Source organism: Agromyces archimandritae, assembly GCF_018024495.1.
Taxonomy (GTDB): domain Bacteria; phylum Actinomycetota; class Actinomycetes; order Actinomycetales; family Microbacteriaceae; genus Agromyces; species Agromyces archimandritae.
The window spans coordinates 3079298-3102952 of the sequence record NZ_CP071696.1; the positions used below are offsets into that span (position 1 = coordinate 3079298).

At 71.5% G+C, this 23655-nt stretch carries 22 protein-coding genes and 1 pseudogene; 14 read left to right on the forward strand and 9 right to left on the reverse strand.

From position 1 onward, the window contains the following. Positions 1-4: 4 nt before the first annotated feature. The 7 genes from G127AT_RS14185 (at position 5) to G127AT_RS14215 (ending at position 7294) form a co-directional block, all read left to right on the forward strand. Positions 5-1021 carry a DODA-type extradiol aromatic ring-opening family dioxygenase gene (locus G127AT_RS14185; protein ID WP_210897954.1) on the forward strand — a complete coding sequence of 339 codons (1017 nt, stop codon included), beginning with the start codon at positions 5-7 and terminating at the stop codon, positions 1019-1021. Beyond that, complete coding sequence (locus G127AT_RS14190) at positions 1018-1689, forward strand: RraA family protein (RefSeq protein ID WP_210897955.1); 672 nt, start codon at positions 1018-1020, stop codon at positions 1687-1689. The genes G127AT_RS14185 and G127AT_RS14190 overlap by 4 nt, the downstream gene beginning before the upstream one ends. Beyond that, entirely contained in the window at positions 1686-2336 is a 651-nt protein-coding gene (locus G127AT_RS14195; RefSeq protein WP_210897957.1) for an RraA family protein, read from the forward strand. Before G127AT_RS14190 ends, G127AT_RS14195 begins: the two co-directional genes overlap by 4 nt. Continuing rightward, positions 2333-2965 (forward strand): RraA family protein, encoded by a 633-nt coding sequence (locus G127AT_RS14200; protein WP_210897959.1) that lies wholly within the window; start codon positions 2333-2335, stop codon positions 2963-2965. Before G127AT_RS14195 ends, G127AT_RS14200 begins: the two co-directional genes overlap by 4 nt. 209 nt (positions 2966-3174) lie before the next feature. Next, positions 3175-4926: an ABC transporter permease gene (locus G127AT_RS14205; protein WP_210897961.1), complete on the forward strand. Its 1752-nt coding sequence runs from the start codon at positions 3175-3177 to the stop codon at positions 4924-4926. Between the two features lie 23 nt (positions 4927-4949). After that, the gene (locus tag G127AT_RS14210) at positions 4950-6077 is read left to right on the forward strand and encodes an ABC transporter substrate-binding protein (RefSeq protein ID WP_210897963.1); all 1128 of its coding nucleotides are present in this window, start codon (positions 4950-4952) and stop codon (positions 6075-6077) included. Between the two features lie 29 nt (positions 6078-6106). Beyond that, positions 6107-7294, forward strand: coding sequence for an ABC transporter ATP-binding protein (locus G127AT_RS14215; protein ID WP_210897965.1), 1188 nt, complete (start codon positions 6107-6109; stop codon positions 7292-7294). Positions 7295-7301: 7 nt separating this feature from the next. Here G127AT_RS14215 and G127AT_RS14220 read toward each other — a convergent pair whose 3' ends face one another. Continuing rightward, positions 7302-7964, reverse strand: a complete 663-nt coding sequence (locus tag G127AT_RS14220; protein WP_210897967.1) for a FadR/GntR family transcriptional regulator — start codon at positions 7962-7964, stop codon at positions 7302-7304. A 93-nt stretch (positions 7965-8057) separates the two neighbouring features. Between G127AT_RS14220 and G127AT_RS14225 the strand changes: the two genes are divergently transcribed. Genes G127AT_RS14225 through G127AT_RS14235 form a run of 3 tightly spaced genes read left to right on the forward strand, consistent with a single transcriptional unit; the run spans position 8058 to position 9984 of the window. Further along, on the forward strand, positions 8058-9308 hold the full coding sequence (locus G127AT_RS14225) for an amidohydrolase family protein (protein ID WP_210897969.1): 1251 nt from the start codon (positions 8058-8060) through the stop codon (positions 9306-9308). Further along, positions 9308-9619, forward strand: coding sequence for a hypothetical protein (locus tag G127AT_RS14230; protein WP_210897971.1), 312 nt, complete (start codon positions 9308-9310; stop codon positions 9617-9619). The genes G127AT_RS14225 and G127AT_RS14230 overlap by 1 nt, the downstream gene beginning before the upstream one ends. Next, positions 9616-9984, forward strand: coding sequence for a Rieske (2Fe-2S) protein (locus G127AT_RS14235; protein ID WP_210897973.1), 369 nt, complete (start codon positions 9616-9618; stop codon positions 9982-9984). The genes G127AT_RS14230 and G127AT_RS14235 overlap by 4 nt, the downstream gene beginning before the upstream one ends. Before the next feature lie 57 nt (positions 9985-10041). Here G127AT_RS14235 and G127AT_RS14240 read toward each other — a convergent pair whose 3' ends face one another. Further along, positions 10042-11175, reverse strand: coding sequence for an NAD(P)/FAD-dependent oxidoreductase (locus G127AT_RS14240; RefSeq protein WP_210897975.1), 1134 nt, complete (start codon positions 11173-11175; stop codon positions 10042-10044). 305 nt (positions 11176-11480) lie between these two features. Here G127AT_RS14240 and G127AT_RS16400 point away from each other — a divergent pair. Both G127AT_RS16400 and G127AT_RS16405 read left to right on the forward strand, forming a co-directional pair. Next, positions 11481-12590: pseudogene (locus G127AT_RS16400) on the forward strand (FAD-dependent oxidoreductase); the annotation flags it as partial. A 246-nt stretch (positions 12591-12836) separates the two neighbouring features. Beyond that, positions 12837-13325 carry an aromatic-ring hydroxylase C-terminal domain-containing protein gene (locus tag G127AT_RS16405; protein ID WP_425305906.1) on the forward strand — a complete coding sequence of 163 codons (489 nt, stop codon included), beginning with the start codon at positions 12837-12839 and terminating at the stop codon, positions 13323-13325. A gap of 7 nt (positions 13326-13332) precedes the next feature. On the opposite strand, the gene G127AT_RS14250 is transcribed toward G127AT_RS16405, so the two are convergent. The 3 genes from G127AT_RS14250 to G127AT_RS14260 all read right to left on the reverse strand — a co-directional run bounded on the left by G127AT_RS14250 (position 13333) and on the right by G127AT_RS14260 (position 17462). After that, positions 13333-14520: a 4-hydroxybenzoate 3-monooxygenase gene (locus G127AT_RS14250; protein ID WP_210897978.1), complete on the reverse strand. Its 1188-nt coding sequence runs from the start codon at positions 14518-14520 to the stop codon at positions 13333-13335. A gap of 158 nt (positions 14521-14678) precedes the next feature. After that, the gene (locus tag G127AT_RS14255; RefSeq protein WP_210897980.1) at positions 14679-15434 is read right to left on the reverse strand and encodes an IclR family transcriptional regulator; all 756 of its coding nucleotides are present in this window, start codon (positions 15432-15434) and stop codon (positions 14679-14681) included. Between the two features lie 75 nt (positions 15435-15509). Next, complete coding sequence (locus G127AT_RS14260; RefSeq protein WP_210897982.1) at positions 15510-17462, reverse strand: AMP-binding protein; 1953 nt, start codon at positions 17460-17462, stop codon at positions 15510-15512. A 151-nt stretch (positions 17463-17613) separates the two neighbouring features. Here G127AT_RS14260 and G127AT_RS14265 point away from each other — a divergent pair, with 151 nt between their 5' ends. After that, the gene (locus G127AT_RS14265; protein ID WP_210897984.1) at positions 17614-18498 is read left to right on the forward strand and encodes a helix-turn-helix transcriptional regulator; all 885 of its coding nucleotides are present in this window, start codon (positions 17614-17616) and stop codon (positions 18496-18498) included. A gap of 45 nt (positions 18499-18543) precedes the next feature. On the opposite strand, the gene G127AT_RS14270 is transcribed toward G127AT_RS14265, so the two are convergent. Then, positions 18544-18948: a VOC family protein gene (locus tag G127AT_RS14270; RefSeq protein ID WP_210897986.1), complete on the reverse strand. Its 405-nt coding sequence runs from the start codon at positions 18946-18948 to the stop codon at positions 18544-18546. A gap of 573 nt (positions 18949-19521) precedes the next feature. Between G127AT_RS14270 and G127AT_RS14275 the strand changes: the two genes are divergently transcribed. Beyond that, the gene (locus G127AT_RS14275; protein ID WP_210897988.1) at positions 19522-19800 is read left to right on the forward strand and encodes a hypothetical protein; all 279 of its coding nucleotides are present in this window, start codon (positions 19522-19524) and stop codon (positions 19798-19800) included. Positions 19801-19809: 9 nt separating this feature from the next. Here G127AT_RS14275 and G127AT_RS14280 read toward each other — a convergent pair whose 3' ends face one another. The 3 genes from G127AT_RS14280 to G127AT_RS14290 are packed head-to-tail and all read right to left on the reverse strand — an operon-like array spanning position 19810 to position 23635. Then, complete coding sequence (locus G127AT_RS14280; protein ID WP_210897990.1) at positions 19810-20724, reverse strand: ATP-binding cassette domain-containing protein; 915 nt, start codon at positions 20722-20724, stop codon at positions 19810-19812. Beyond that, positions 20721-22691 carry a dipeptide/oligopeptide/nickel ABC transporter permease/ATP-binding protein gene (locus G127AT_RS14285; protein ID WP_210897992.1) on the reverse strand — a complete coding sequence of 657 codons (1971 nt, stop codon included), beginning with the start codon at positions 22689-22691 and terminating at the stop codon, positions 20721-20723. The genes G127AT_RS14280 and G127AT_RS14285 overlap by 4 nt, the downstream gene beginning before the upstream one ends. After that, the gene (locus G127AT_RS14290; protein ID WP_210897994.1) at positions 22688-23635 is read right to left on the reverse strand and encodes an ABC transporter permease; all 948 of its coding nucleotides are present in this window, start codon (positions 23633-23635) and stop codon (positions 22688-22690) included. Before G127AT_RS14290 ends, G127AT_RS14285 begins: the two co-directional genes overlap by 4 nt. Positions 23636-23655: the final 20 nt, after the last annotated feature.

Consider the following 23655-nt stretch of genomic DNA (forward strand, 5'->3'; position numbering starts at 1 on the left):
GACCATGGCTCACATCGTCGGCGGGTTCGGCAGTTCGCACGGACCCCAGCTGAAAGTCCCGCCGCCCGAGGAATGGCTCGCCCGCGGCCTCGCCGACCGGCGCAACCCCGCCCTCTGGTACCAGGGGGAGAGCTACGACTTCGAGTCGCTGAAGGCTCACCGGGACGACTTCTCGACCGAGATCACGCCTGAGGCGATGAGCTCGCGCTGGGATCGCACCCAGCAGGCCCTCGACGAGCTCGGCGCCTTCGCGCGCGAACAGCGCTACGACGCGCTCGTGATCGTCTCGAGCGACCACAAGGAGATCTTCGGCGACGAACTGCTCGCCCCGTTCGCCGTCTACTGGGGCGACTCCGTCGAGCACGTGCCCTTCAGCGAGGAGCACTTCGCCGCGATGGATCCCGGCCTGGCCAAGGCCGCGCTCGGAGACGTGCCGGACCGCCGCATCACCCGCCCCGTCGACGCCGGGCTCGCCCGGCACATCATCGACGAGGTCCTGCAGGCGGGTTTCGATCCGGCGGCCTCTCGAGAACTGCCGGCCGGACGGTACGAGAACTCCGGGATCCCCCACGGCTGGGGGTTCATCTACCAGCGGATCCTCGGCCAGGAGAGCACGATCCCCATGGTCCCGGTGTTCGTCAACACGTTCTGGGAGCCGACGCCGCCGTCGGCGTCGAGGAGCTACGACTTCGGCGTCGCCCTCGGCAAGGCCGTGATGAGCTTCCCGAAGGACATCCGTGTGGGCGTGGTCGCCTCCGGCGGCCTTTCGCACTTCGTCGTCGACGAGGAGCTCGACCGGGCCTTCATCCGGGCGATGGAGGAGCACGACGAGGACTACCTGCGCTCGATCCCGGCGAAACTGCTCACGGCCGGCACCTCAGAACTTCGCAACTGGATCGCCGTCGCCGGCGCCGCGCACGCCGCCGGCCTGAAGATCAGCCGCATCACGTACGAACCCGCCTACCGCACCGAAGCGGGCACGGGTAACGCGATGGGCTTCGTCACCTGGAGCGCAGAATGATGATCGAAGACATCCCCACCCGGCTCGCGCGCCTCGACTCGGCTGCGCTCTCCGACGCGCTCGACGCCTTCGGCCTGCCCGGCGCCGTGCTCGGTCTTCGCGGCATCACCCTCCCGAACGCCGCGATCGTCGGCCGGGTACGGACGGTCCAGGCCGGTCCCCGCAGGGAGGGCGGAGCCCAGGCCCACATCGCCGCGGCGCTCGTGGACGAGGCGGAGGAGGGCGATGTCGTCGTCATCGCCAACGACGCCCGCACCGACGTCTCATGCTGGGGCGGGCTGCTCGGGCGAGCGGCCGTCGGGCGGGGAGTGCGTGGCGTGATCGTCGACGGCGCCTTCCGCGATGTGCAGGAGAACGCCGACCTCGGCCTGCCGGTGTTCGCCCGGGCCGCCGTCCCGGTCAGCGCCCGCGGGCGCATCGTGCAGATCTCGATGGACGACCGCGTCACGATCGAGGGCGTGCACGTCGACGCCGGCGACTGGGTCGTGGCGGATCGCACCGGCATCGTCTTCGTGAAGGGCATCGACGCCGAGCGCGTCATCGACTTCGCCGAGCGGATCGTGGCCCGCGAGTCGCGCATGCTGGAGGCGGTCGTCGCCGGCGACGCCGTGACCGACGTCATGCACGACTCCCGGTTCCCCGCGATCGACGAGGGGGCGTTCGCATGACCTCCACCGGCGACGGCGTGTTCCGCAGTTCGACCGCCACCATCTCCGATGCCTTGGATCGCCTCGGTCGCGACGGCAGCCTCCTCGGCATCGCCCCGTTGGCCGAGGGGCAGCGCTTCCAGGGGCGCGCCTACACGGTGCGCTACGTCGCGGCAGGCGATCCTCCCGGCACCGTCGGGGACTACCTCGACGCCGTCGAGCCCGGCCAGGTCGTCGTGCTCGACAACGGCGGGCGGCTCGACGCCACGGTGTGGGGCGACATCCTCACCGCCATGGCGCACACCAAGGGCATCGCGGCGACCGTGATCGACGGCGTGAACCGGGACGTGGCGAAGGCGCTCGAACTCGGGTACCCGGTCTACAGCCGGGGGCGCTTCATGCGCACCGGCAAGGACCGCGTCGAGGTCGTCGCCGAACAGGTGCCGGTCACGATCGGCGGGGTCAAGGTGAGCCCGGGCGACCTGCTCGTCGGCGACGACGACGGGGTCGTGCGGATCCCGCGCGACATCGAGGACGAGGTCTTCCGCCTCGCGACCGAGATCGACGAGCGGGAGGACGCGATCCTCTCGGCAGTGCTGTCGGGCGTGAGCATCACCGAGGCGCGCGCCGCGCAGGGATATCACACCCTGCAGAGGAAGGGGCGATGAGCCCCGCGACGCCCGAGCAGATCCTGCGGTGGGGCTCGGCGACGCTGCACGAGTCCTGCCCCGAGCGGCGCACCGTCCTGCCCGGCGCCATCCGCCCGGCCTGGCCGGGCGCGCAGCTCGTCGGCCCGGCGTACCCGGTGAAGGCGGCGCCGGGCGACAACCTCGCGCTCCACTGGGCGCTTCTGCGCGCGGCCCCCGGCGACGTCCTCGTCGTCGACGCGCACGACGCCGACCACGGCCATTGGGGCGAGGTCATGGCAGTCCAGGCGCTCGCGAAGGGCCTGGCCGGGCTCGTGGTCTGGGGCGGGGTGCGCGACACCGCCCAACAGCATTCGCTCGGGTTCCCCGTGTTCAGCTCGCGGATCAGCCCGCGCGGGACGGCGAAGGAATGGGCCGGCACGCAGGGCGCGCCGATCCGCATCGGCGACGTCGACATCGCCCAGGGCGACCTCATCGTCGCCGACGCCGACGGCGTCGTCGCGATCCCCGGCGATCTCGTACCGGTCACCCTCGAGCGCGCCGCCGAGCGGGAGCGCAAGGAAGCCGCGATCATGGCCGATCTCCGCGCCGGGTCGGCGACCCTCGACGTCTACGGCCTGCGGGGGCTCGACGCGCCGTTCGGCGACTGAGCGGCGCGGCCCCGCCGGGCGACCGAGCGCGGCCGCGCGCTCACGGCATCCGTCGCATCGGACACCGTGTCTGAGCACTGCCGCCGTTTTTCGGAAGCGATGCCGTGATCGGCCCGCCGCCGAATCCGTACCGTATTCAAGGCACAGAACAACGCCGTCTGGGGCCATCGCACACGCGATGACGCGAGCGGCACCGGAAGGAATCGCACGTGACCAGCGTCGACATCGCATCGGATCGCCGGGCCTCGCGCACGCGCGCCGTGGTCCGGAGGGCCCTGTGGTCCGTCTTCGTCATCGGACTCGGACTGCTCTTCGTGTTCCCGGTCTCGATGATCGTGCTCGGAGCCGTCCGCGACGGCCTGCCGACCGCACCGGACGTGCGCTGGACGCTCGACGGGATGGTCGCCGCGCTGACGCAGTCCGCGACGTGGACGACCCTGCTCAATTCGCTCATCCTCGTCGTCGTCTGCGGGGCGGTCGCGACGACGATGGGTGCGCTGTTCGCCTGGATCCGGACGAACACCGACGTCCCGCTCCGCAGGGCGCTGACGCCGCTCATGATCATCAACCTCTTCGTCCCGCCGCTCTTCTACACCTTCGGCTGGATCATGCTCGGCAACGCGCAGAACGGGCTGATCAACCAGTGGGCGCGCTCGCTGTTCGGCACCCAGCAGTTCGTCGACGTCCAGTCGTGGGGCGGGCTGATCCTCACGATGTCGCTCGGGTACATCCCGTTCGCCTACCTGCTCATGCAGGGGGCCTTCCTGAACCGCGACCAGTCGCTCGACGAGGCCGCGAGCATCGCGGGCGCGCGCACCTGGCGGACCTTCCTCACCGTCACCCTCCCGTCGGTCGGCCCGGCGCTCACGGGGGCGGCGACGCTCATCATGGTGCTGATCCTCCAGTCCTTCGAAAGCCCGTACCTGCTCGGCCGGCCTGCGGACATCCACGTCTTCTCGACGCAGATCTACCACTACATCCGCGACACGACCCCGGCCGAGTACACCTCGGCGTTCACCCTCGCGCTGATCGTCGTGCTCCTGGTCGTCCTGCTCTTCGGGCTGCAGCGGCGCCTGCTGCGCGGCCGCAGCTTCACGACGCTCACTGGCAAGTCCTCGCGCCGCGACCCGCTGCAGCTGGGGCCGGTCCGGTGGCTGTTCACCGTGCTCATCTGCGTCTTCCTGCTGCTGAACCTCGTCCTGCCGCTCGGGGCCGTCTTCCTCGGTTCGTTGCAGCCGACGTTCGGCGTCATGCGGAACCTCTCCTTCGACAACTACACGCGGATCCTCGCCGACCCGATGCTGCGCGAGAGCCTCGAGCTGACCGCGTGGATCTCCGTCGCCGGCGGCTTCGTCGCCATGGCCGTGGCACTGCTCACCTCATACGTCGTCCTCCGCCGCCGCGGCTTCCTGCGCGGCTACACCTCCTTCGCGATGTGGATTCCGTGGGCGCTGCCGGGCATCGTCCTCGCCCTCGCCTACATGTTCGCCGTCCTCGCCTTCCCGGGGGTCAAGGGCCTGTACGGGACGCCGCTGCTTATGGGCCTCGTCCTCGTGGTCGCGACGGTGCCGCTCTGCGGCCGACTCGCAGAGGGCGCGCTCGCCCAGCTGGCACCGGAGCTCGAGGAGGCGGGGCGGATCTCCGGGGCCGGGCCGGTGCGCGTGCTCGGGACGATCGTGCTCAGGCTGCTCATCCCGAGCTTCCTGTCGGGATGGTTCCTCGCGGCGCTCTTCATCTCGGGCAATCTCGCGATCCCGACCCTGCTGGCACCCCCGGGGTTCCAGCCGGTCGCGGTCGCGGCGCTGACCCTCTATCTCAACGGCGACTTCTCGACGGCCGCGGCCCTGTTCATGATCATCCTCTTCGCCGCCGCGATCGTGCTCGCGCTGGCCGGGGCGACAATGTGGTCCGGCCGACGTCTCGGGGCGCGCCGCACCGAAGCTGCCGGGCTCCACGGCTGAACCACTCGAAGAAAGGAACGACGATGTTCTCATCCTCCCGTCGCCGGGGCGTCCTGGCCGGCATCTCCCTCGCGGCTGCGGTCGCGGCGCTGACCGCCTGCTCCGGCGGAGCCGGCGCAGTCACCAAGAGCTCGGATCCGGTCGAAGTGCCGGGGGCGTCGAGCGAGGTGAACGCCTACCTCAACGAGCTCTACGACCGGGCCTTCGAGGACGACAAGACCGAGATCGTGATCTACGGCCCCTCCGTCAGCACCTCGAAGCCGATGTTCGACGCATTCTCCGAGCGCTTCCCCGGCATCACCGTGCTGCCGCAGGACGCCCCCGACTCGCAGACCCTCACGAAGCTCGAGGCCGAAGCGCAGACCGGCAGCAGGGTCGCGGATCTCTTCACCGGCGGCGGACCGACGACCGCCCAGGCGGCCGCCGAACCGGGCATCTGCACCAACGCCGAGATCAAGACGGCGCCGGCGGACTTCGAGGTCCCCTACGCCAACGACGGACGTCTACTGCCCTTCGCCTACCGCTACTTCACGTTCATCTACAACACCGATGCGGTGGACGAGGCCGAGGCGCCGAAGACCTGGGAGGAACTGCTCGACCCGAAGTGGACGGGCAAGCTCGTCATCGGCGACCCGACGGTCGCCGGCGGTCTGCGCTACCTCCTCGCGGGCCTGCAGGCGCCCGAGGCCGAGGACGAGTTCGGGGAGGCCTACCTCCGGAAGCTCATCGAGCAGGACCTCGTGATCGGCACGAGCGAGTCGGCGGTGCCGGCCGACGTCGCTGCCGGTCGGGGCGACGTCGGGATCGGCGTCTTCTCGGGGTACTACGCGGTGCAGAAGGCGAAGGGCGCCCCGCTCGGGATCGTCTTCCCGCTCGAAGACGGCGGCAACTTCCTCACCACCTCCTCCGTCTGCTACATCGAGGACGCTCCGCACGCGGACGCCGCTCTCCTCTACCTGAACTGGCTGTTCACGGAGGAGGGTCAGGAGACTCTCGCCGAGGTCGACGGCTCGTACGGGATCCTCCCGGGTTCGCCCGGCCCGCTCGGTGCGCCGGCGTTCGACTCGCTCGAGCGGCTGCCGTTCTCGAATCCCGATCCCGAGTTCAACAAGCCGTACTTCGCGGTGGTCGACGAGCTGTTCAAGAAGTAAGCACCGAGAGACGAAGAGCAGGAGCGCATATGACCGAGGTCCGGGTATCCGGCATGACCAAGAAGTACGGGTCGAAGCCCGCCATCCACGGCCTGGATGTGACCATCCGCTCGGGGGAGTTCGTGACGCTGCTCGGGCCGTCCGGCTGCGGCAAGACGACGACCCTGCGCTGCATGGCCGGCCTCGAGCGGCCGAGCTCCGGCAGCATCGCGATGGGGGAGCGTACCGTGGTCGACGTCGCGAACGGCGTGTTCGTGCCGCCCGAGAAACGGCACGTCGGCATGGTGTTCCAGAGTTATGCGCTGTGGCCGCACATGAGCGTCGACGAGAACGTCGCCTATCCGTTGAAGGTCGCCGGCGTCCGCGGCGGGGAGCGCCGTGCGCGTCTGGCCGAGGCGCTCGCCGCGGTCGGTCTCGCCGAGTTCGGCGACCGGCCGGTGACGGCGCTGTCGGGCGGCCAGCAGCAGCGGGTGGCCCTCGCGCGCGCCCTCGCGGCCAGGCCGAGCGTGATCTTCTACGACGAGCCGCTCTCGAACCTGGACTCGAAGCTCCGGTACGCGATGGGCCAGCAGGTGCGCTCTCTGCACGACCGGTACGAGACGACCTCGGTGTACGTGACCCACGATCAGGAGGAGGCCATCACCCTCTCGGATCGGATCATCGTCATGAACAACGGGCGGATCGAGCAGGACGGCACGCCTGAGGAGCTCTACGACCGGCCGCGCACGGCGTATGTGGCGGACTTCATGGGCTTCTCGAACATCGTGACCGGCACCGTGGTCGGCTCCGGCAGCGGGCTCGTCGACCTCCGGGTCGACGGTGCGGATCTCGTGCTGCGGGGCTTCGCGGCCGAGGCACCGGGCAGCGGGGCGCGTGCCGCACTGGCGTTCCGGGCCTCGCACGTCCACATCGACGATCGCGATTCGCGTCGGCCTGGCTCGTTCGACGCGACGGTGGTGCGTTCGACGTTCCTCGGCAGCGCCGTGAATCTCCTCCTGGATGCGAACGGCCTGACCGTGCGTGCGCGGATCGAGCGTGCGGAGCTCGAGCGGCTCGGGATGGATCGGCCGGCGGCGGGGGCGGTGCTGCCGTTCTCGGTGAGCGGGTCCGGCGCCGTGATCGTTCCGTCCGAGGAGGCGGGGGCGGCCGATGCCGGGCCTGCGGATGAGGATGCGGAGCTCGCCGTCGTCGCAGAGCGCCATGCCGTGACCGTCTGAACAGGGCTCAGCGCGCCGCGGCGCCGAGTCTGCCGAGGTGGGCGTGCATCGCCGCCGCGGCGGCCTCGGCGTCGTGTCGTTCGACGGCGTCGACGATCCGCGCGTGTATCTCGGTGACGCTCGCCACCGTGGCCGCGGTCGTCTCGGGGGCGAAGCGGCGGCGCTGCGCGGCGCGCATGGCCCGGACCGAGGCGGTGAGCGGCCGGTTTCCGGCGATCTCGGCGAGAGCGAGGTGGAAGTCGAGCGCGGCCTCGGTGAACTCTGTCGCCTCGTCGCTGCCCGGCGCCTGGGCGACGATCGCGCGCAGGCGTGCGACGTCGTCGGGGGTCGCGGCCTCGGCCGCGAGGCCGGCGAGGGCCGGTTCGATGATGTGCATCGCGTCGACGAGTTCGCGCCAGGAGACGTCCTCGAGGTAGAGCTGGGTCGAGAGGGCGTCGGCGACGATGTCGGGCCTGCCTGCAGCGACGCGCAGCCCTCCGCTGACGCCGACGGCGACCTCGACGAACCCCTCGGATTCGAGCACGCGTACGGCGTCGCGCATGGTGATGCGGCTGACGCCGAAGCGTTCGGCCAGCTGCGTCTCGGTGCCGATCCGGTCGCCCGGGCGCATGCCGTCGAAGATCTCTTCGCGCAGTCGCTGGGCGATGAGCTGGCGTCCCGGGATGCGCATGGCTCGATGCTAGCGCGGCTCCGGAAAAGGTTATACAGTTTGGGTCGAACTGTTATATATTTCTGGAATCAACGATGATGAAGGAGACGGTGAATGGCCGAACCCGAGCCGCCGGCGATCACGGAGCTGGCAGAGATCAACGGCACATCCGATAGCCGGGATGTGCTCGCCCATGCGACTGTGCAAGCGCAGCAGTCCTACGACGATTACTTCGTGGTCGACATCGACGCCCACGTGTCGGAGGACCACTTCTGGGACGAGGTACTCTCCCTGGTCGACAACGACTACTGGCGAGACCTCGGCATGACCCAGTTCGAAGGCTTCGGCGGCAAGAACGCCCTGCTGAACATCACCCCGGGCATGTCGCAGCAATCGGTCGGAGGCAGGATCGGCCACCAGGGGCGTCGTGAGCCCGTCGCCGGCGTCGACGGGCATCCCTTCGTCACCGCGGCCGGCCGCGGCATGGACTCGATGGGCCTCGACTACCAGGTCGTGTTCCCGAGCGCGATGCTGCTGCTCGGCATGCACCCGCAGACCGAGGTCGAGGTGGCCCTCGCCCGGGCGTTCAACCGCTGGCTGACCGAGGTGATCCTGCCGCAGGACCCGCGGCTGAAGGGCATGCTCTACCTGCCCTACAACACCCCCGAGGCGTGCGAGGAACTCGTCGAGCGCTATGCCGACAACGACGACATCATCGGCTACACGGTGTGTTCGACGCGCAACAACCCCGTGCACTCCGATGTGTACCTGCGCCTGTACTCGCTCATCCAGGACAGCGGCAAGCCCCTCGCCTTCCACTCCGGGTATCACTGGGGCGATCCGTCCTTCGCCCAGTTGAACCGCTTCCTCTCGATGCATGCGCTCTCGTTCACGCACTACAACCAGATCCACGTCACGAACTGGATCATCAACGCCATGCCCGAACGCTTCCCGACGATCAAGATGCTGTGGGTCGAGAGCGGCCTCGCGTGGATCCCGTTCCTCATGCAACGCCTCGACCACGAAGTGCTCATGCGCCCGAGCGAAGCGCCGGGGCTGACGCGGCTGCCGAGCGAGTACATGAAGGAGATGTGGTACACGACACAGCCGATGGAACGGACCGACATGGAGCTGCTCGAGGCGACGATGAAGTCGTTCAACGCGGAGACGCAGCTGCTGTACTCCTCCGACTGGCCGCACTGGGACTGGGACGCTCCGTCCACCATCACGAACCTGCCGTTCCTCTCGGAGCACGCCAAACGCAACATCCTCGGGCTGAACGCGGCGAGGCTCTTCAACCTGCCGACCGAACGGGTCAAGCCCTCGGCCGCATCCGTACTCGACGCTCGACCCGGGAGATCCTGATGACCGATGCGATGGTGAAGGACGAGCGGATCGCCGCCCTCGAAACGGCCGTGGCAGCCCTGCGCGACGCGACCGAGGCGGTCGTCGAGGGGCGCCTCGGCGCCGAACTCGACGACGCCGACATCGCGGCGCCCCTGTACGCGGCCGCGCGCCTGTTCTCGGCGAAGATCGACCGAGTCGGCAAGATCGCCTGGCCGATCGAGACGGATGCGCTCAACGCGACCGAGACGGTCGTGCTCGTCACCGCCCTCCTCGACGCGGCCGACGTGAACCTGTTCGACATGGCGATCTGGTATCGGAGAGCCGAATGAGCAGGCGTGAGGTGACCGTCGCGAGTCTGGCCGAGCTGCACGAACGCGGCCGGATCGTCGTGTCGATCGACGGCACGGAGCTCGGCCTGTACAGCCATGCCGGCGAGATCCGGGCCTGGCGGAACCTCTGCCCGCACCAGGGAGGCCCTGCCTGCCAGGGCAAGTTCCTGCCGCGGACGATCGAGGTCGTCGACGATGCCAAGCGTGCCGCACCCGGGATCTCCTCCGAGCACAAGTCGATCGTGTGCCCATGGCACGGCTTCGAGTTCGACGTTCTGACGGGGCGTCACGTCGTCGACGAGCGGGTGCACCTGATCGCGGTGCCGATCCGTTCGCAGGGCGACGAGGTGATCGTCTCGATCTGAACGGACGCGAAAGGGCGCCCCGGCCTCGGCCGGGGCGCCCTTTCGCATGTCCGCCCGTCAGGCGAGGCCGGCCGCGAGCTTCCGCAGCCGGGGGATCGGCACCCGGCGATTCACCGACACGGCCGCGACGGGCCCGGCGTCGTCGCGGAAGCGGATCAGGGCCTGCCCGTCCTCCAGCGACCCTTCGAGGAACTCGGGGCGTGCGGTGCCGATCGCGCCGCAGATCTTCATGTCCAGCCCCCACTGATCGGTCCAGAAATACGGACGCGACGCGTACTCCTCGGCGGCGTCGCCCAGGAGCAGGGCGCCGGCGGCGACGCGCGCCTGGTCGATCGCGGCGCCCCAGTGCGGGCTGCGGCGGGCCTGGCCGGTGCGGGCGTCGAGCACGGCGGCGACATCGCCGATCGCGACGATGTCGGGAGCGACGCGGCATCGTGCATCGGTCTCGATCCCCGTCGGGAGGTCGAGGCCGGCGCCGGCGAGCCATTCGACGTTCGGCAGGTCGCCGACCGCGCTGACGACGATATCCGCCTCGTACACCGCGCCGGAGGCGGCGCGCACCCCGGCGAGCGGGCGGGCGTCGAGGAACTCGATGCCGCCCGGCTCCACGACGAGCCGCACCCCGCGTGCGGCGGCGGCCGCGGTCATATGCGCCGCGAGGTAGGGGCCGAACTGGCGCTCGAGGTGGGGGATCATGTCGACGACCGTCACCTCGAGGCCGAGGTCCCGTGCGCTCGACGCGATCTCCATGCCGAGGAAGCCGCCGCCGATGACGAGCATCGACCTCGCGTCGCCGATGCGTTCGCGGAGTCGGAGGCTGTCGTCGAGATCCCGCACGACGTGCTCCGATCCGTCCGGCAGCAGGCGGCGCGCCCGCGCCCCGGTCGCGATGACGAGGCCGTCGTAGGGCACCTCCTCGTCGTCGCCCAGGAGCACGCGCTTCCGCTGGCGGTCCAGGCCTCGGGCCGGCGCGTCGAGACGGAGCGTCCAGTGCTCGCCGGCTCCGGCGATGCGCACGCTCTCCGGCTCCTCGGCGCCCTTCAGCACCGCCTTCGACAGCGGCGGGCGCACGTACGGCGCGTGGGATTCGGCGCTGAGCACGGTGATCGGGCCGTCATGCCCGAACTGGCGGAGTGCGTCTGCGGCGGTCACCGCCGCGACCGAACCGCCGACGATCACGATCTCGCGCATGTGGGGGCCCTCTTTCGAAGCTGCGGGTGCGGAGTACGCAGCGAGCGTAGATGCTCGCCGTGGCCGGTTCTACGTCGTGTTGGACGAAGCCGGCCGTGCCGTTTTCGACACGGTGTCCAAGCGCGTCGCTGCGCGGCCGGCAGCGACGGCCGATTCCGACGCGGTGTCCGATCGGACCCCGGAAACCCGCGACGAATCGCCATGACGACACCGCGGTCGTCGTGGCTAGCGTGGCGGGGTCGCAGCCGATGATCCGTCACGAGGAGACCTTGAACATGCCCGTTCCGAACGTTCGCCGACCCGCACTGCTCGATCCGATCGACGAGCGTGAATGGCCCGAGGAGACGACGGTCGTGATCGTCGGCGGCGGGCCCGTGGGTCTCTCCGCGGCGATCCAGCTCGCCCAGCGCGGCATCGACGTGCTTCTCCTCGAACGCCGCGACTTCGAGGCCAGGTTCCCGCGCGCGCACCTCTTGAACGTCCGCACCATGGAGGTGTTCCATGCGATGGGGGTCGCCGACGACATCTACGCCGGCGGGCCCCAGGACGAACGGTGGCACAAGGTCGTCTGGTTCACCTCGGTCGACGGGCCGACCCAGGCCGACGGCGTGCGCATCGGCGGCGTTCCGGCCTGGGGCGGCGGCGCGGACGCGAAACGGTATGCGCAGGCGAGCCCCCGGCGTTTCGCCAATCTGCCTCAGCTGCGCCTCGACCCTCTGCTGTACGCCCACGCGCGTGCGGCCTGCCCGGGCCGCATCCGCAGCGATGTCGAGGTGGTCGGCATCGCGCACGACGACGCCGGCGTCGTCGTCACCGCGATCGAGCGGGAGAGCGGGCGGCAGCATCGCATCCGGGCCGAGTATGCGATCGTCGCCGACGGCGGACGCTCGAGCGAGGAGCTCCTCGGGGTGACGATGGAGGGTCCGCGGAACATGCGCGAGGTCGTCAACTACCATGTCCGCACCGACCTCTCGATGTGGGCCGAACCCGATGCGCTCCTCGGGTTCTTCTTCCACCCCTACGGCGGGCTGCGCCGCATGGGCACGATCCAGGCGCTCGGGCCGAACTCCTACGACCGCGATTCCGAGGAATGGCTCGTGGCCGTGTCGGGGTGGATGCTCGAGGGCGGTGAGACCGGCGCACTTCCGGCCATCCGGCGCATGCTCGGCCTGCCGGCCGACCACCCGATCGAACTCGTCACCGAGAGCCGATGGGTGTACAACGCGATCGTCGCAGACTCGTGGCGCTTCGGTCGGGTCTTCATCGCCGGGGATGCGGCGCACCGGCATCCGCCGACCGGGGGCCTCGGGCTGAACAGCGGGGTGCAGGACGTCGAGAATCTGGTGTGGAAGCTCGCGGCCGTGCTGAACGGCGACGCCGAGGACGGGCTCCTGGACAGCTACGAGCTGGAGCGGCGCCCGACGACCGCGTTCTACACGGCCCACTCCCTGGAGAACGCGACCCGGCATGCGCCCATCGGCGAGGCGCTCGGCCTCGGGCCGGACGAGGCGGAGTCCCGTCGCAGCATCGCGACGTTCCTCAGCGATACGCCCGAGGGCGAGGAGGTGCGACGCCGCGTCGCCGCCGCCGTGCAGGAGAACGCGCACGATTACAGCCAGCTGAACGTCGAGGCGGGGTTCTTCTACCGGGCCGGGGCGCTCGTGCCCGACGGTTCGCCGGAGCCGGCCGACGCGGAATCGCCGATCGCGTTCCACCCGACGACGCGACCGGGCTCGCACCTTCCGCACCTCTGGCTCGCGCACACGGAGGGGGCTTCGTCGTCCGAGCCGCGGTCGACGCGCGATCTCGTCCGGCCGACCGGGCTCACGCTGTTCGTCGGCGCGTCCGCGGCGCCGAGCTGGGCGGAGGCCGCCCGGATGCCCGCAGGCATGCTCCCGGTCGCGGTCGTCGTGATCGACGACGCCGACGCCGGCTGGAGTGGGCTGAGCGAGGTCGACGCGGACGGCGCGGTGCTCGTCCGTCCGGATGCGAAGGTCGCCTGGCGTGCCATGACCCTTCCGGCCAATCCTGCCGCCGCCCTCCGCGAGGCCGTCGCGACGATCGGTGCGGGCGGACTGCGGCCCGACGGCGACCCGGCCGAACCCTCGTTCGAGCGCATCCGCCGCGCCGCCGCCGTTCTGGCCGAGTGACCGGCGCCTATCCGAGCACCGCATCCGCCCCCGCGAGCGGCCAGCCCGTGTACGCCTCCGCGAGGTAGGTGCGGCCGGCGCGGGAGCCGGTGACGCTGCGGAGCTCGCCGAGCTGTCGGAGGTCGTCGAAGTCGCTCGCGTCGGGGGCGCGGTGCAGCATGCTCGTCATCCACCACGAGAAGTGCTGCGCCTTCCAGATGCGCTGCAGGGCGGTTTCGGGGTAGGCGTCGATGAGGCGGTCGTCGCCGCCGAGGAGGGCGGGGATGGCTTCGCCGAGGAGGACGACGTCGGCGACGGCGAGGTTCATGCCCTTCGCCCCGGTGGGCGGCACGGTGTGGGCGGCGTCGCCGACGAGGGCGACGCGGCCGCGTCGGAGTTCGTGGGCGACGAAGCTGCGGAAGCGCAGCACGTCGCGCTGGAAGATGGGGCCTTCGGCGAGTTCGCCGGGCACGCGCGACTGCAGGGTGTCCCACAGTTCGGTTTCGGAGTATGCGGCGGGGTCGACGTCTGGGTCGCACTGGAAGTACATCCGCTGCACCGAGGGGCTCCGCTGGCTGATGAGGGCGAAGCCGTTCGGCGAGTTCGAGTAGATGAGCTCCTCCGCGCTCGGCGGCGCCTCGCAGAGGATCCCGAACCAGGCGAAGGGGTACTCGCGGAAGTATCCGCCGGTCTGCGAGCCGGTGACGGCGGTGCGGGCGACGCTGCGGGATCCGTCGGCGCCGACGACGAACTCCGCCTCGATCTCGACGGGCTCGCCGTCCGCGTCGCGGGCGATGACGCGCGGGCGGTCGCCGTCGGCGTTCTCGACGGCGAGCGCTTCGACGCCGAAGCGGAGGTCCTGCCCGGCGGCGAGGCGTGCGGCGATGAGGTCCTTCAGCACCTCGTGCTGCGGGTAGAGCCAGACGCCGCGGCCGACGGCGTCGGCGAAGTCGATGCGGTGCCGTTCCCCGGCGAAGGCGAGTTCGATGCCGTCGTGGCGATGCCCGGCTTCGAGCACGCGGGTGGATGCGCCGGTGCCGGCGAGCACTTCGACGGTGCCCTGTTCGAGGATGCCGGCGCGGATCGTGGTCTCGATCTCCTCGCGGGTGCGGCTGTCGATGACGATCGAGTCGATGCCGCGGCGGTCGAGCAGGTGTGCGAGCAGCAGGCCGGCCGGGCCGGCTCCGATGATGGCGACGCGGGTGCGGTGGGGCATGGGCCGTCTCCTTCGACGAGTGGATGCGTGGGGCATGACCAGTGTGCGAGCGGCGCCGCACGACCGGCACGCCGTTGACCGCTGAACGGACAACCGATCCGGAGCCGGTCGCCGCCGCGCAGCCCGGCCCGCCCCCGCGCAGCCCGGCCCGTCCTCGCTCAGCCCGGCTGCACGCCGAAGTCCCGTGCGATCGCCGCCGCCGCCCGGCGCAGCTCGTCGAGCGCACCGCTCGTCGGCGCATCCCGGGGCAGCACGACCGAGAGGGCCGCGACGACGCGCCCGCGCCCGTCGCGCACCGGCACCGCGACGCCCGTCGACACCGCCTCGACGGAGCCCGGCGCCACGACGTAGCCGTGGGTGCGGATGCGCGCGAGCTGCACGCGGAGCCGCCCGGCATCCGTCGTCGTGCCCTGCGCGAGCCCGGTCAGCGGCCCGGCCAGCGTCGCCTCGCGGACCTCTTCGTCGGCGTTGGCGAGCAGCACGAGGCCCGAGGAGGAGGCGTGCAGCGGCAGGCGGCCGGCGATGCGCGTGATGTTCGCGCCGGCGGTGGGCGAGGAGAGGCGTTCGAGGAAGAGCGCCTCGCCGCGTTCGAGCACGGCGAGCTGGGTGTGCTCGCCGACGCGCGCCTGCACCCGTTCCATGTGCGGCAGGGCGATCTGCCGGAGCCGGAGGGCGTGCGAGCCGCGCCCGGCGAGCTCCCAGAGCCTGAGGCCGAGCCGTACCCGGCCGGCCGCGTCGCGCTCCAGCAGGCCGCTCGCGGCGAGCTCGGCGACGAGGCGATGCGCGGTGGTGCGCGGCAGCCCGGAGCGGCGGGCGATCTCCGAGACCGTCTGCACCGTGCGCTCGGTCGTGAACGTCTCGAGCAGACGCACGATGCGCGAGGCGACCGATTCGCCGGCGCTGGAGTTCGCCATCGTCCTCCCGATCCGTGCGCCGCGCGTTCGGCGGCGGGCGCGAGTCTACGCGAGAGGGGCCGGCGGGCGGATGCCTCAGGCGGCCCCGACCGGCGGGGCGGCCGTCACGGGGGCCGTCGGGGCGGCCGGCGCGTCCGCGATCCGCTCGCCGAGGGTCTGGATCACGGCGTCGATGACGTCCGGGTCCTCGATCGTCGCCGGCACCCGGTAGGGCTCGCCGTCCATGATCTGCCGGAGCGTCTTCCGCAGGATCTTGCCCGAGCGGGTTTTCGGCAGCCGTTCGACGAGCACGACGTCGCGGAACGCCGCGACGGGGCCGATGTGCCGGCGGACGAGGGCCACGAGCTCCTCGCCCACCTGCTCGCCCGCGCCCGCCGCGGTGAGCGTCACGAAGCCGACCGCGCGCTGCCCCTTCAACTCGTCCTTCACGCCGATGACGGCGCATTCGGCGACGGCGTCGTGCTTGGCGAGCACCTCTTCGAGGGCGCCGGTCGAGAGGCGGTGCCCGGCGACGTTGATGACGTCGTCGGTGCGGCCCATGACGGAGAGGTATCCGTCGTCGTCGAGCCGGCCGGAATCGCCCGTCGCGTAGTAGCCGGGGAAGGTGCTGAGGTAGGCGTCGGCGAAGCGGCCCCCGCCGCCCCAGATGTCGGTGAGGGTGCCCGGCGGCAGCGGCAGTTCGATCGCGATGTTGCCCTCGGTGCCGGCCGGCACTTCGCGGCCGGCGGCGTCGAGCACGGCGATGCGGTACCCGGGCATCGGCACGGTCGCCGAGCCGGGCTTGGCGGGCAGGGCGCCGAGGCCGAGCGGGTTCGCGGCGATCGGCCAGCCGGTCTCGGTCTGCCACCAGTGGTCGACGACCGGCACGTCGAGACCCGTCTCGATCCAGCGGAGGGTTTCGGGGTCGGCGCGTTCGCCGGCGAGGAAGAGGGCGCGGAGGCTCGTGGTGCGGCCGCCGAGGAGCGCGAGCTCGGGGTCGAGGCGGCGGATCGCGCGGATCGCCGTCGGGGCCGTGAACATGACCGACACGCGGTGCTCGTCGACGACCCGCCAGAACGCCCCGGCATCGGGCGTGCCGACGGGCTTGCCCTCGTAGAGCACGGTGGTCGCGCCGACGAGCAGCGGCGCGTAGACGATGTAGGAGTGGCCGACGACCCAGCCCACGTCGCTCGCCGTCCAGAACACCTCCCCGGCGCCGATGCCGTAGATGTTCCGCATCGACCACGCCAGGGCCGCCCCGTAGCCGCCCGTGTCGCGCACGACGCCCTTCGGCGAGCCCGTGGTGCCGGAGGTGTAGAGGATGTAGAGCGGGTCGGTGGATGCCACGGCCACCGGGTCCGCCGGCTCGGCCCCGGCGACGGCCGCCTCCCAGTCCACCCAGGAGGCCCCGCCCGGCTCGCCGGCCGGGGCCGGCGGGAAGCCGGGCCGGGCCTTCACGATGACCGTGTCGACGGTCTTCGCCGTCTCGAGCGCCTCGGAGACGATCGCGACGTAGTCGATCGGCCGGGCCGGTTCGAGCCCGCCCGAGGCCGTCACCACGACCCGGGCGCCGGCGTCCTCGATGCGGGCGGCGAGCTCGGTGGCGCCGAAGCCGCCGAAGACGACGGAGTGCACGGCGCCGATCCTGGCGCATGCGAGCATCGCGACGATCGCCTCCGGGATCATCGGCAGGTAGACGACGACCCGGTCGCCGCGGCCCACGCCGTGCGCGCGCAGCACGCCGGCGAACCGGGCGGTGCGCTCGCGCAGCTCCCGGTAGCTCACCCGCTCCTGCGTGCCGGTCATGGCCGAGTCGAAGATCAGCGCCGTCTGCTCGCCGCGGCCGGCGTCCACGTGCCGGTCGAGGGCGTTGACGCTGAGGTTCAGGCGCCCGTCGGGGAACCACGACCACCGGCCGGCATCCTGCGCGAGCGCGACGGTCGGCGCCGACTCCCAGTCGAGGGCGGCGGCGGCATCCAGCCAGAACGCCTCGCGGTCGTCGTGGCTGCGGGCCCATTCGGCGCGGTATCGGGCGGCGGCTTCTGACATGGGTGCTCCTCGGTGAACGGGCCTGGTGCCGGTATCCAATGCGATCGGGCGGGCGCGCGGCACCATCCGAAGTTGGTGCCGCGGCGCCCGGGCGGCGAGTGGATGCCGCGGCGCGCTCGCCGCAGGGGCCGGGCTCGGCTACCGTGGTGCCATGTACTCAGCGCCGAGTATCGAAGCGACGACCGGCCCCGGGGCCGAGGGGCGGCGGATCCAACTGGCCGACGCCCTGGACGAACTCGCCCGCCGCACCCGGTTCCCCGTCGTCTTCGGCGGGTTCGCCCGGGGCGGCCGCGTGGAGATCACCGAGCTCATCGGGAACCGGCGCGATACGCTGCGGGGCCTCGTCGTGCGGGCCGGCTCCGGCCTCGGCGGCCGCGCCCTGCAGGAGTCCAGGCCGCGCTTCACCGCCGACTATCGCACCTCGCGGGTCATCACCCACGACTACGACCGGCCGGTGCTCGCCGAGGGCATCACGACCCTCTTCGCCGTGCCCGTCGTCGTCGGCGCCGAGACCCGGGCGGTGCTCTACGGGGGGCTGCGCGAGGCGGCATCCATCGGCGGGGTCTCGGTCGACCCGGCCGTCTCGGTCGCCGCACGTTTCGGCTCGACGCTCGGCGCCGGCCCCGACGCCGAAATCGACGCGGGCCCGGGCACGGCAGAGCTTCCGGCCCCGCACCGCGAGGAACTGCGGGAGCTGTACGCCGAGATCCGGAGCATCGCCGCGGGCGTGGCCGACCCGGTCGCCCGCGCCCGTCTCGCCGCCGTCGAAGCCCGTCTGGGCCGCGTCGCCGGCGGCGACGACGAGGCAGGGGGAGGACTCGGGGCCGCGCCCGGCATCGACCCGGGCCTCACGCCCCGCGAACTCGACGTGCTGAGCCTGGCCGCCCTCGGCAGTCGGAACGCCGCTATCGGGCAGGCGCTCGGCATCACCGAGGCGACCGTGAAGGGCTACATGCACGCGGCCATGCAGAAGCTCGGCGCCGCGGGCCGCCACGAGGCCGTCGTCATCGCCCGCCGTCGCCGGCTGCTGCCGTGAGCCCGCCGTCGCCGGCTGCCGCAGTGAGGGCCGTGCCGGGGGCGCTCACGCCTCCCGCGGCGGGTTGAACATGAACTCGAGACGGATGCCGTTCTCGTCCTCGATGAACGAGGCGTAGTAGCGCTCGTTGTAGCGCGGGTAGGGCTTCGGGTCGCGCACCGCCGTCCACCCGGCGCCGACGGCGATCCCGTGCAGCCGGTCGACGGCCTCGCGCGAGGGCACGTCGAACGCGAGGTGCTGCCAGCCGACGCGGCCGTGCCGGTGCGGGCCCGTGCCGGTCTCGCGGGGCGCGTAGAGGATGATCTCGGACCCGTCGTCGGCGGACCACGACACGCCGTCGTCGGCGTCGTGCCGGCTCGTCAGGCCGACTTCGCGCATGACCGGGTCCCACTGGGCGGCCGAGGCGGGCAGGTCTTCCACGGTGATGCCGATGTGATCGAGGAGGGGCATCCCGTCACCCTATCGGGGGGTCCGCCCGACGCGCAGTGCCGCGCCGGTCGGTGCCGCGCCGTGCCGTGCCGTGAGCGAACCATGGAGTTCGGCTACCTCCGCCCGAGGGCCTCACGGCCGACGCCTGACTGCACCGCGGCGGCCCGGGCCTCCGCGACACCTCTCGCACCGGCGTCACCTACCGTTTCGGCGCGTGCGAGGAGATGATCGACCGCTTCGGGGACGCCGTGCGCGGCACGCACAACGGCCCGGGCATGGAACCCGCCGGCATCCGCCTCAGCTTCGACGCGCGGTATCGTCTGGTCTCCCGGCTCGAGTCCTTTCGCGCTCGTACTGCTCCTGGGGCGCCGGCCCGCCACCTGGATTGGGGCTTGGGCAGCACGACCCGCCCGGCGATCGTGGCAGCATGAGATCGAAATCACGAGTCCATCGGCTCACGGCTTTCAACCCGACTCCGAATGCGATCTATTGCTTTTGAGGAGAGTCGGGGCTGCCATCTTCATAGCGCTCCTCGGATTCGGCATCACGGCATGCCAGTCGGATGCAGGTATAGAGCCTCGCTCGATCGTTGGGATGAGTTTCGCTGAGGCCGATCAGTTCCTGCCGCCCGAGGCTACGTACCTCGTTCAGGATGCCTCGCCACGATTCGGGGAGAAGCCAGGTTATAGCCCGTCGGACTTCGGATCGTCGCGTTGGGTTGTGATCGCGGCCTGTGCGGATGGGGATGTGCTTGAACGCAGCGAAACGATCGAGATGGCGGTCGTACGTGCAGACGACCTGACCACGTCGGATACCCGGGCAGCCGAGGACGGCGCATATGCCGATGCGGTCACCTGCAACTTCGGCCATTGAGGCTCGGCCTCACGCGCGAGACCGCTCGTCGGTGCGCTCCCTCGCCGCATCCGCGAGCCGCGCCCGGCGGCGCTCTTCGCGCCCGGCCGGGTGGTCGGCGGGGGTCGCGGCGAGCAGCCGCCGCGTGTACGGGTGCTGCGGTGCGGTGAAGAGTTCGTCGGCGTCGGCGAGCTCGACGAGGCGGCCGCGCTGCATGACGGCGATGCGGTCGGAGATGTGGCGGACGATGCCGAGGTCGTGGGCGATGAAGAGGTAGCTCATGCCGGTCTGCTGCTGGAGGTCCATGAGCAGGTTGATGATCTGGCTCTGCGTGGACAGGTCGAGGGCGCTGACCGCTTCGTCGCAGACGACGAGCTTGGGCCGGAGCACGAGGGCGCGGGCGATCGCGACGCGCTGCTGCTGGCCGCCCGACAGCTCCGAGGGGAACCGGGCGAGGTGGGCCCGCTGCAGGCCGACCTGCTCGAAGGCCTCCCGGGCGAGGTCTTCGCGTTCGCGCCGGTCGCCGATGCCGTGCTTGGCGAGGGCGGCGGTCAGGCTGTACGAGACCGTCTTGCGCGGGTTCAGCGACATCGACGGATCCTGGAACACGGCCTGCACGCCGCGTCGGTACGACAGCGGGGTGCGTCGGCCGAAGCCTGCCAGATCGGTGCCCTCGAAGGAGATCGTGCCGGCGGCCACCGGCAGCAGCCGGAGGATCGCGCGACCGGTGGTCGACTTGCCCGATCCCGATTCGCCGACGAGGCCGAGGGTCTCGCCGGCACCGATGTCGAAGCCGACGCCTTCCACCACGCGGGCGGCGGCGCGCCCGAAGAGGCCCGTGGCCCCGTACGAGACGGCGAGGTCGTCGACTCGGAGCAGCGGGGCGGCGGATGCCGCGGACGCAGCGGTGCCGGCATCCGCAGCGGCGATCAGGGGCGCGCTCATCGCACCACCTCCAGCTTCAGTTCGTCGACGCGCGCGCATCGCACATCGTCGATCATCGGGATCGCCGCGATGCGGCAGTCGTCGGTCGCGGCGGGGCAGCGGCTCGCGAAGTGGCAGCCTTCCGGCCACTGGCCGGCGAGCGGCACGAGACCCGGGATCGTCGGCAGGCGGTCGGCATCCAGGTCGCGGGTCGGGTTCGCGGCGAGCAGCGCCGCCGTGTACGGATGCCGCGGACGGTCGAAGAGGTCTTCCACGCTCGCCGTTTCGACGATCTCGCCGGCGTACATGACGGCGACGCGGTCGCAGGCCTCGGCGGCGACCCCGAGGCTGTGGGTGATGAGCAGGATGCTCAGGCCGAACTCCTCGCGGAGCTCCAGCAGCAGGTCGAGCACCTGCGACTGCGTGGTCACGTCGAGGGCGCTCGTCGCCTCGTCGGCGATGATGAGCTCGGGCTTGGAGGCGATCGCGATGGCGATCGCGACGCGCTGCGCCATGCCGCCCGAGAACTGGTGCGGGTAGTCGCCGAGGCGGCCGGCCGCGTTGGCGACGCCGACGCGTTCGAGGAGGGCCGCTGCCCGCGCCCGCGCCTCCGCGCGGCCGAGCTTGAAGTGCACCCGCAGCGGTTCGGTCAGCTGCGTCCCGATGGTGTGCACGGGGGAGAGGGAGGCCATCGGGTCCTGGAACACCGCGGCCAGGCGCACGCCCCGCACATCCCGCAGCTGCTTCTCGCCGAGCCCGGCGATGTCGCGGCCGTCGAGCAGGATGCTGCCCGAGCTCACACCGATGCCCGCGGGCGACAGGTTCAGGATCGCGCGGGCGAGCATCGACTTGCCCGAGCCGGACTCGCCGAGCAGGCCCACGATCTCGCCGCGGCCGATGGCGAGATCGACGTCGCGGACGAGGGGCGTCGTCGCCTCGGCCGTGTGCAGGCTGACGGTCAGCCGGCGCACGTCGAGCAGGGGTGCGGATGCCGGGGGTGCGGATGCCGCAGTGGCGCCCGGTCCGGCATCCACCGCGGGCACCGTCGCCGCGGCGGCGCGCTTCGGCGCCTTCCGCACCTTCACCCGTGCGCGCTTCTCTCCCTGCAGGGCGTCGTTCACGCCGTCGCCGATGAGGTTGAACGAGAGCACGGTGAGCACGATGACGATGCCCGGCGGGATCGCGAGGAACGGCTGCACGGCGAGCTTGGCGGCCGCCGTGCCGAGCAGGCCGCCCCATGACGGCACGGCCGACTCGAGGCCGATGCCGAGGAAGCTCAGCATCGACTCGATGATGATCGCCGAACCGGTGAGGATCGCGCCCTGGATGACGAGGGGGCCGGCGAGGTTCGGCAGGATCTGCCGGAACAGGATCGCCGCCTCGCCGATGCCGGAGACCTTCGCGGCGTCGACGTAGAGCTTGCCGCGCTCGGCGAGGGTGATCGCCCGCGACATGCGGGCGAAGTTCATGCAGAAGATGAGGCCGATGGCGAGCATGAGCGACGGCAGCCCCCGGCCGAGGATCGCGATGACGGCGAAGGCCGTGAGCATGCCCGGCAGGGCGTCGACGATGTCGACGAAGCGGGTGCCGATGCGGTCCCACCAGCCGCCCCGATAGCCGAGGAGCAGCCCGATCGGCACGCCGATGAGCATCGCGACGAGCACCGAGCCGACGCCGACGAGCAGGGCGATCCGCGCACCGTAGAGGATGCGGCTCAGCACGTCGCGGCCGTTCTCGTCGGTGCCGAGCCAGTGCTCGGCGCTCGGGCCCTGCAGCACGGCGTCGGCGGCGAAGGTGTTCTCGAGCGGGTCGTAGGGGGCCAGCGCCGGGGCGAACACCGCCGAGACGACGACGATGAGGATCCACACGCCCGCGAGCACCGTCGTCGGCTGGCGCAGCAGCCGGCCGCCCGCGCCGCCGCGTCGTGCACCGCCGCGGCCGCCGACGGCCGCGAACGAACTGGTCTTCGGGGGAGTGGGGCGGCTCACTGCGGCCTCGCCTTCGGGTTGATGATGCCGTAGCCGATGTCGACGACGAGGTTCACGGCGATGATGATGATGCAGACGACCAGCACCGTGCCCTGCACGAGCGGGAAGTCCTTGCCGATGACGCCGTTCAGGAGCATGGTGCCGACCCCGGGGAAGGCGAAGACGCGCTCCATGACGAGGCTCGTGCCGAAGAGGATCGAGACGGCAAGGGCCGCCGAGGCGAGCACGGGCACCATCGCGTTCTTCAGCGCGTAGACCCAGATGATCTTCCAGCGCGGCACGCCGGCGGCCGTGAGGGTGTCGGCGTAGCGGGATTCGAGGGCGGCGGCGACGGCGGTGCGCGTCTGCCGGGCGATGAGGGCCGAGGCGCCGGCGCCGAGCGCGAGCGAGGGCAGCACGAGGCCGCCGAGCCAGGCGATCGGGTCGTCGGCCGGCGGCACCCAGGCGACGACGGGGGCGACGCCGAGCTGGATGACGAAGACGAGCACCAGGATGAGGCCGAGCCAGAACTCCGGCACCGACTGCATGAGCGAGGTGAACGCGGTCACGCCGCGGTCGACGGGGCGGCGTGCGTGGGTGCCGGCGAGGACGCCGAGCCCGACGCCGAGCAGGATCGCGACGACGAGGCCGCCGCCGACGAGGGAGAGGGTCGCCGGCAGGCGCTGACCGATGAGTTCGGCGACGGGCCGGCCGCTCTGCAGGGACTGCCCGAGGTCGCCCTGCACGGCCGCCCCGATCCATTCGGCGAGGCGCACGGGCACCGGCCGGTCGAGGCCGAGTTCGGCCTCGACCCGCGCGATGTCCTCGGGGGTGGCGCCCGCGTCGCCGAGCACCATCGCGGCGGCGCTGCCCGGGATGAGGTAGACGAGCAGGAACACCAGCACCGAGACGATGAGGAGCTGTGGCACCACGAGCGCGAGGCGGGTGCCGATGAGTTTCAGCACGGTGCCTCCCGCTGACTCGT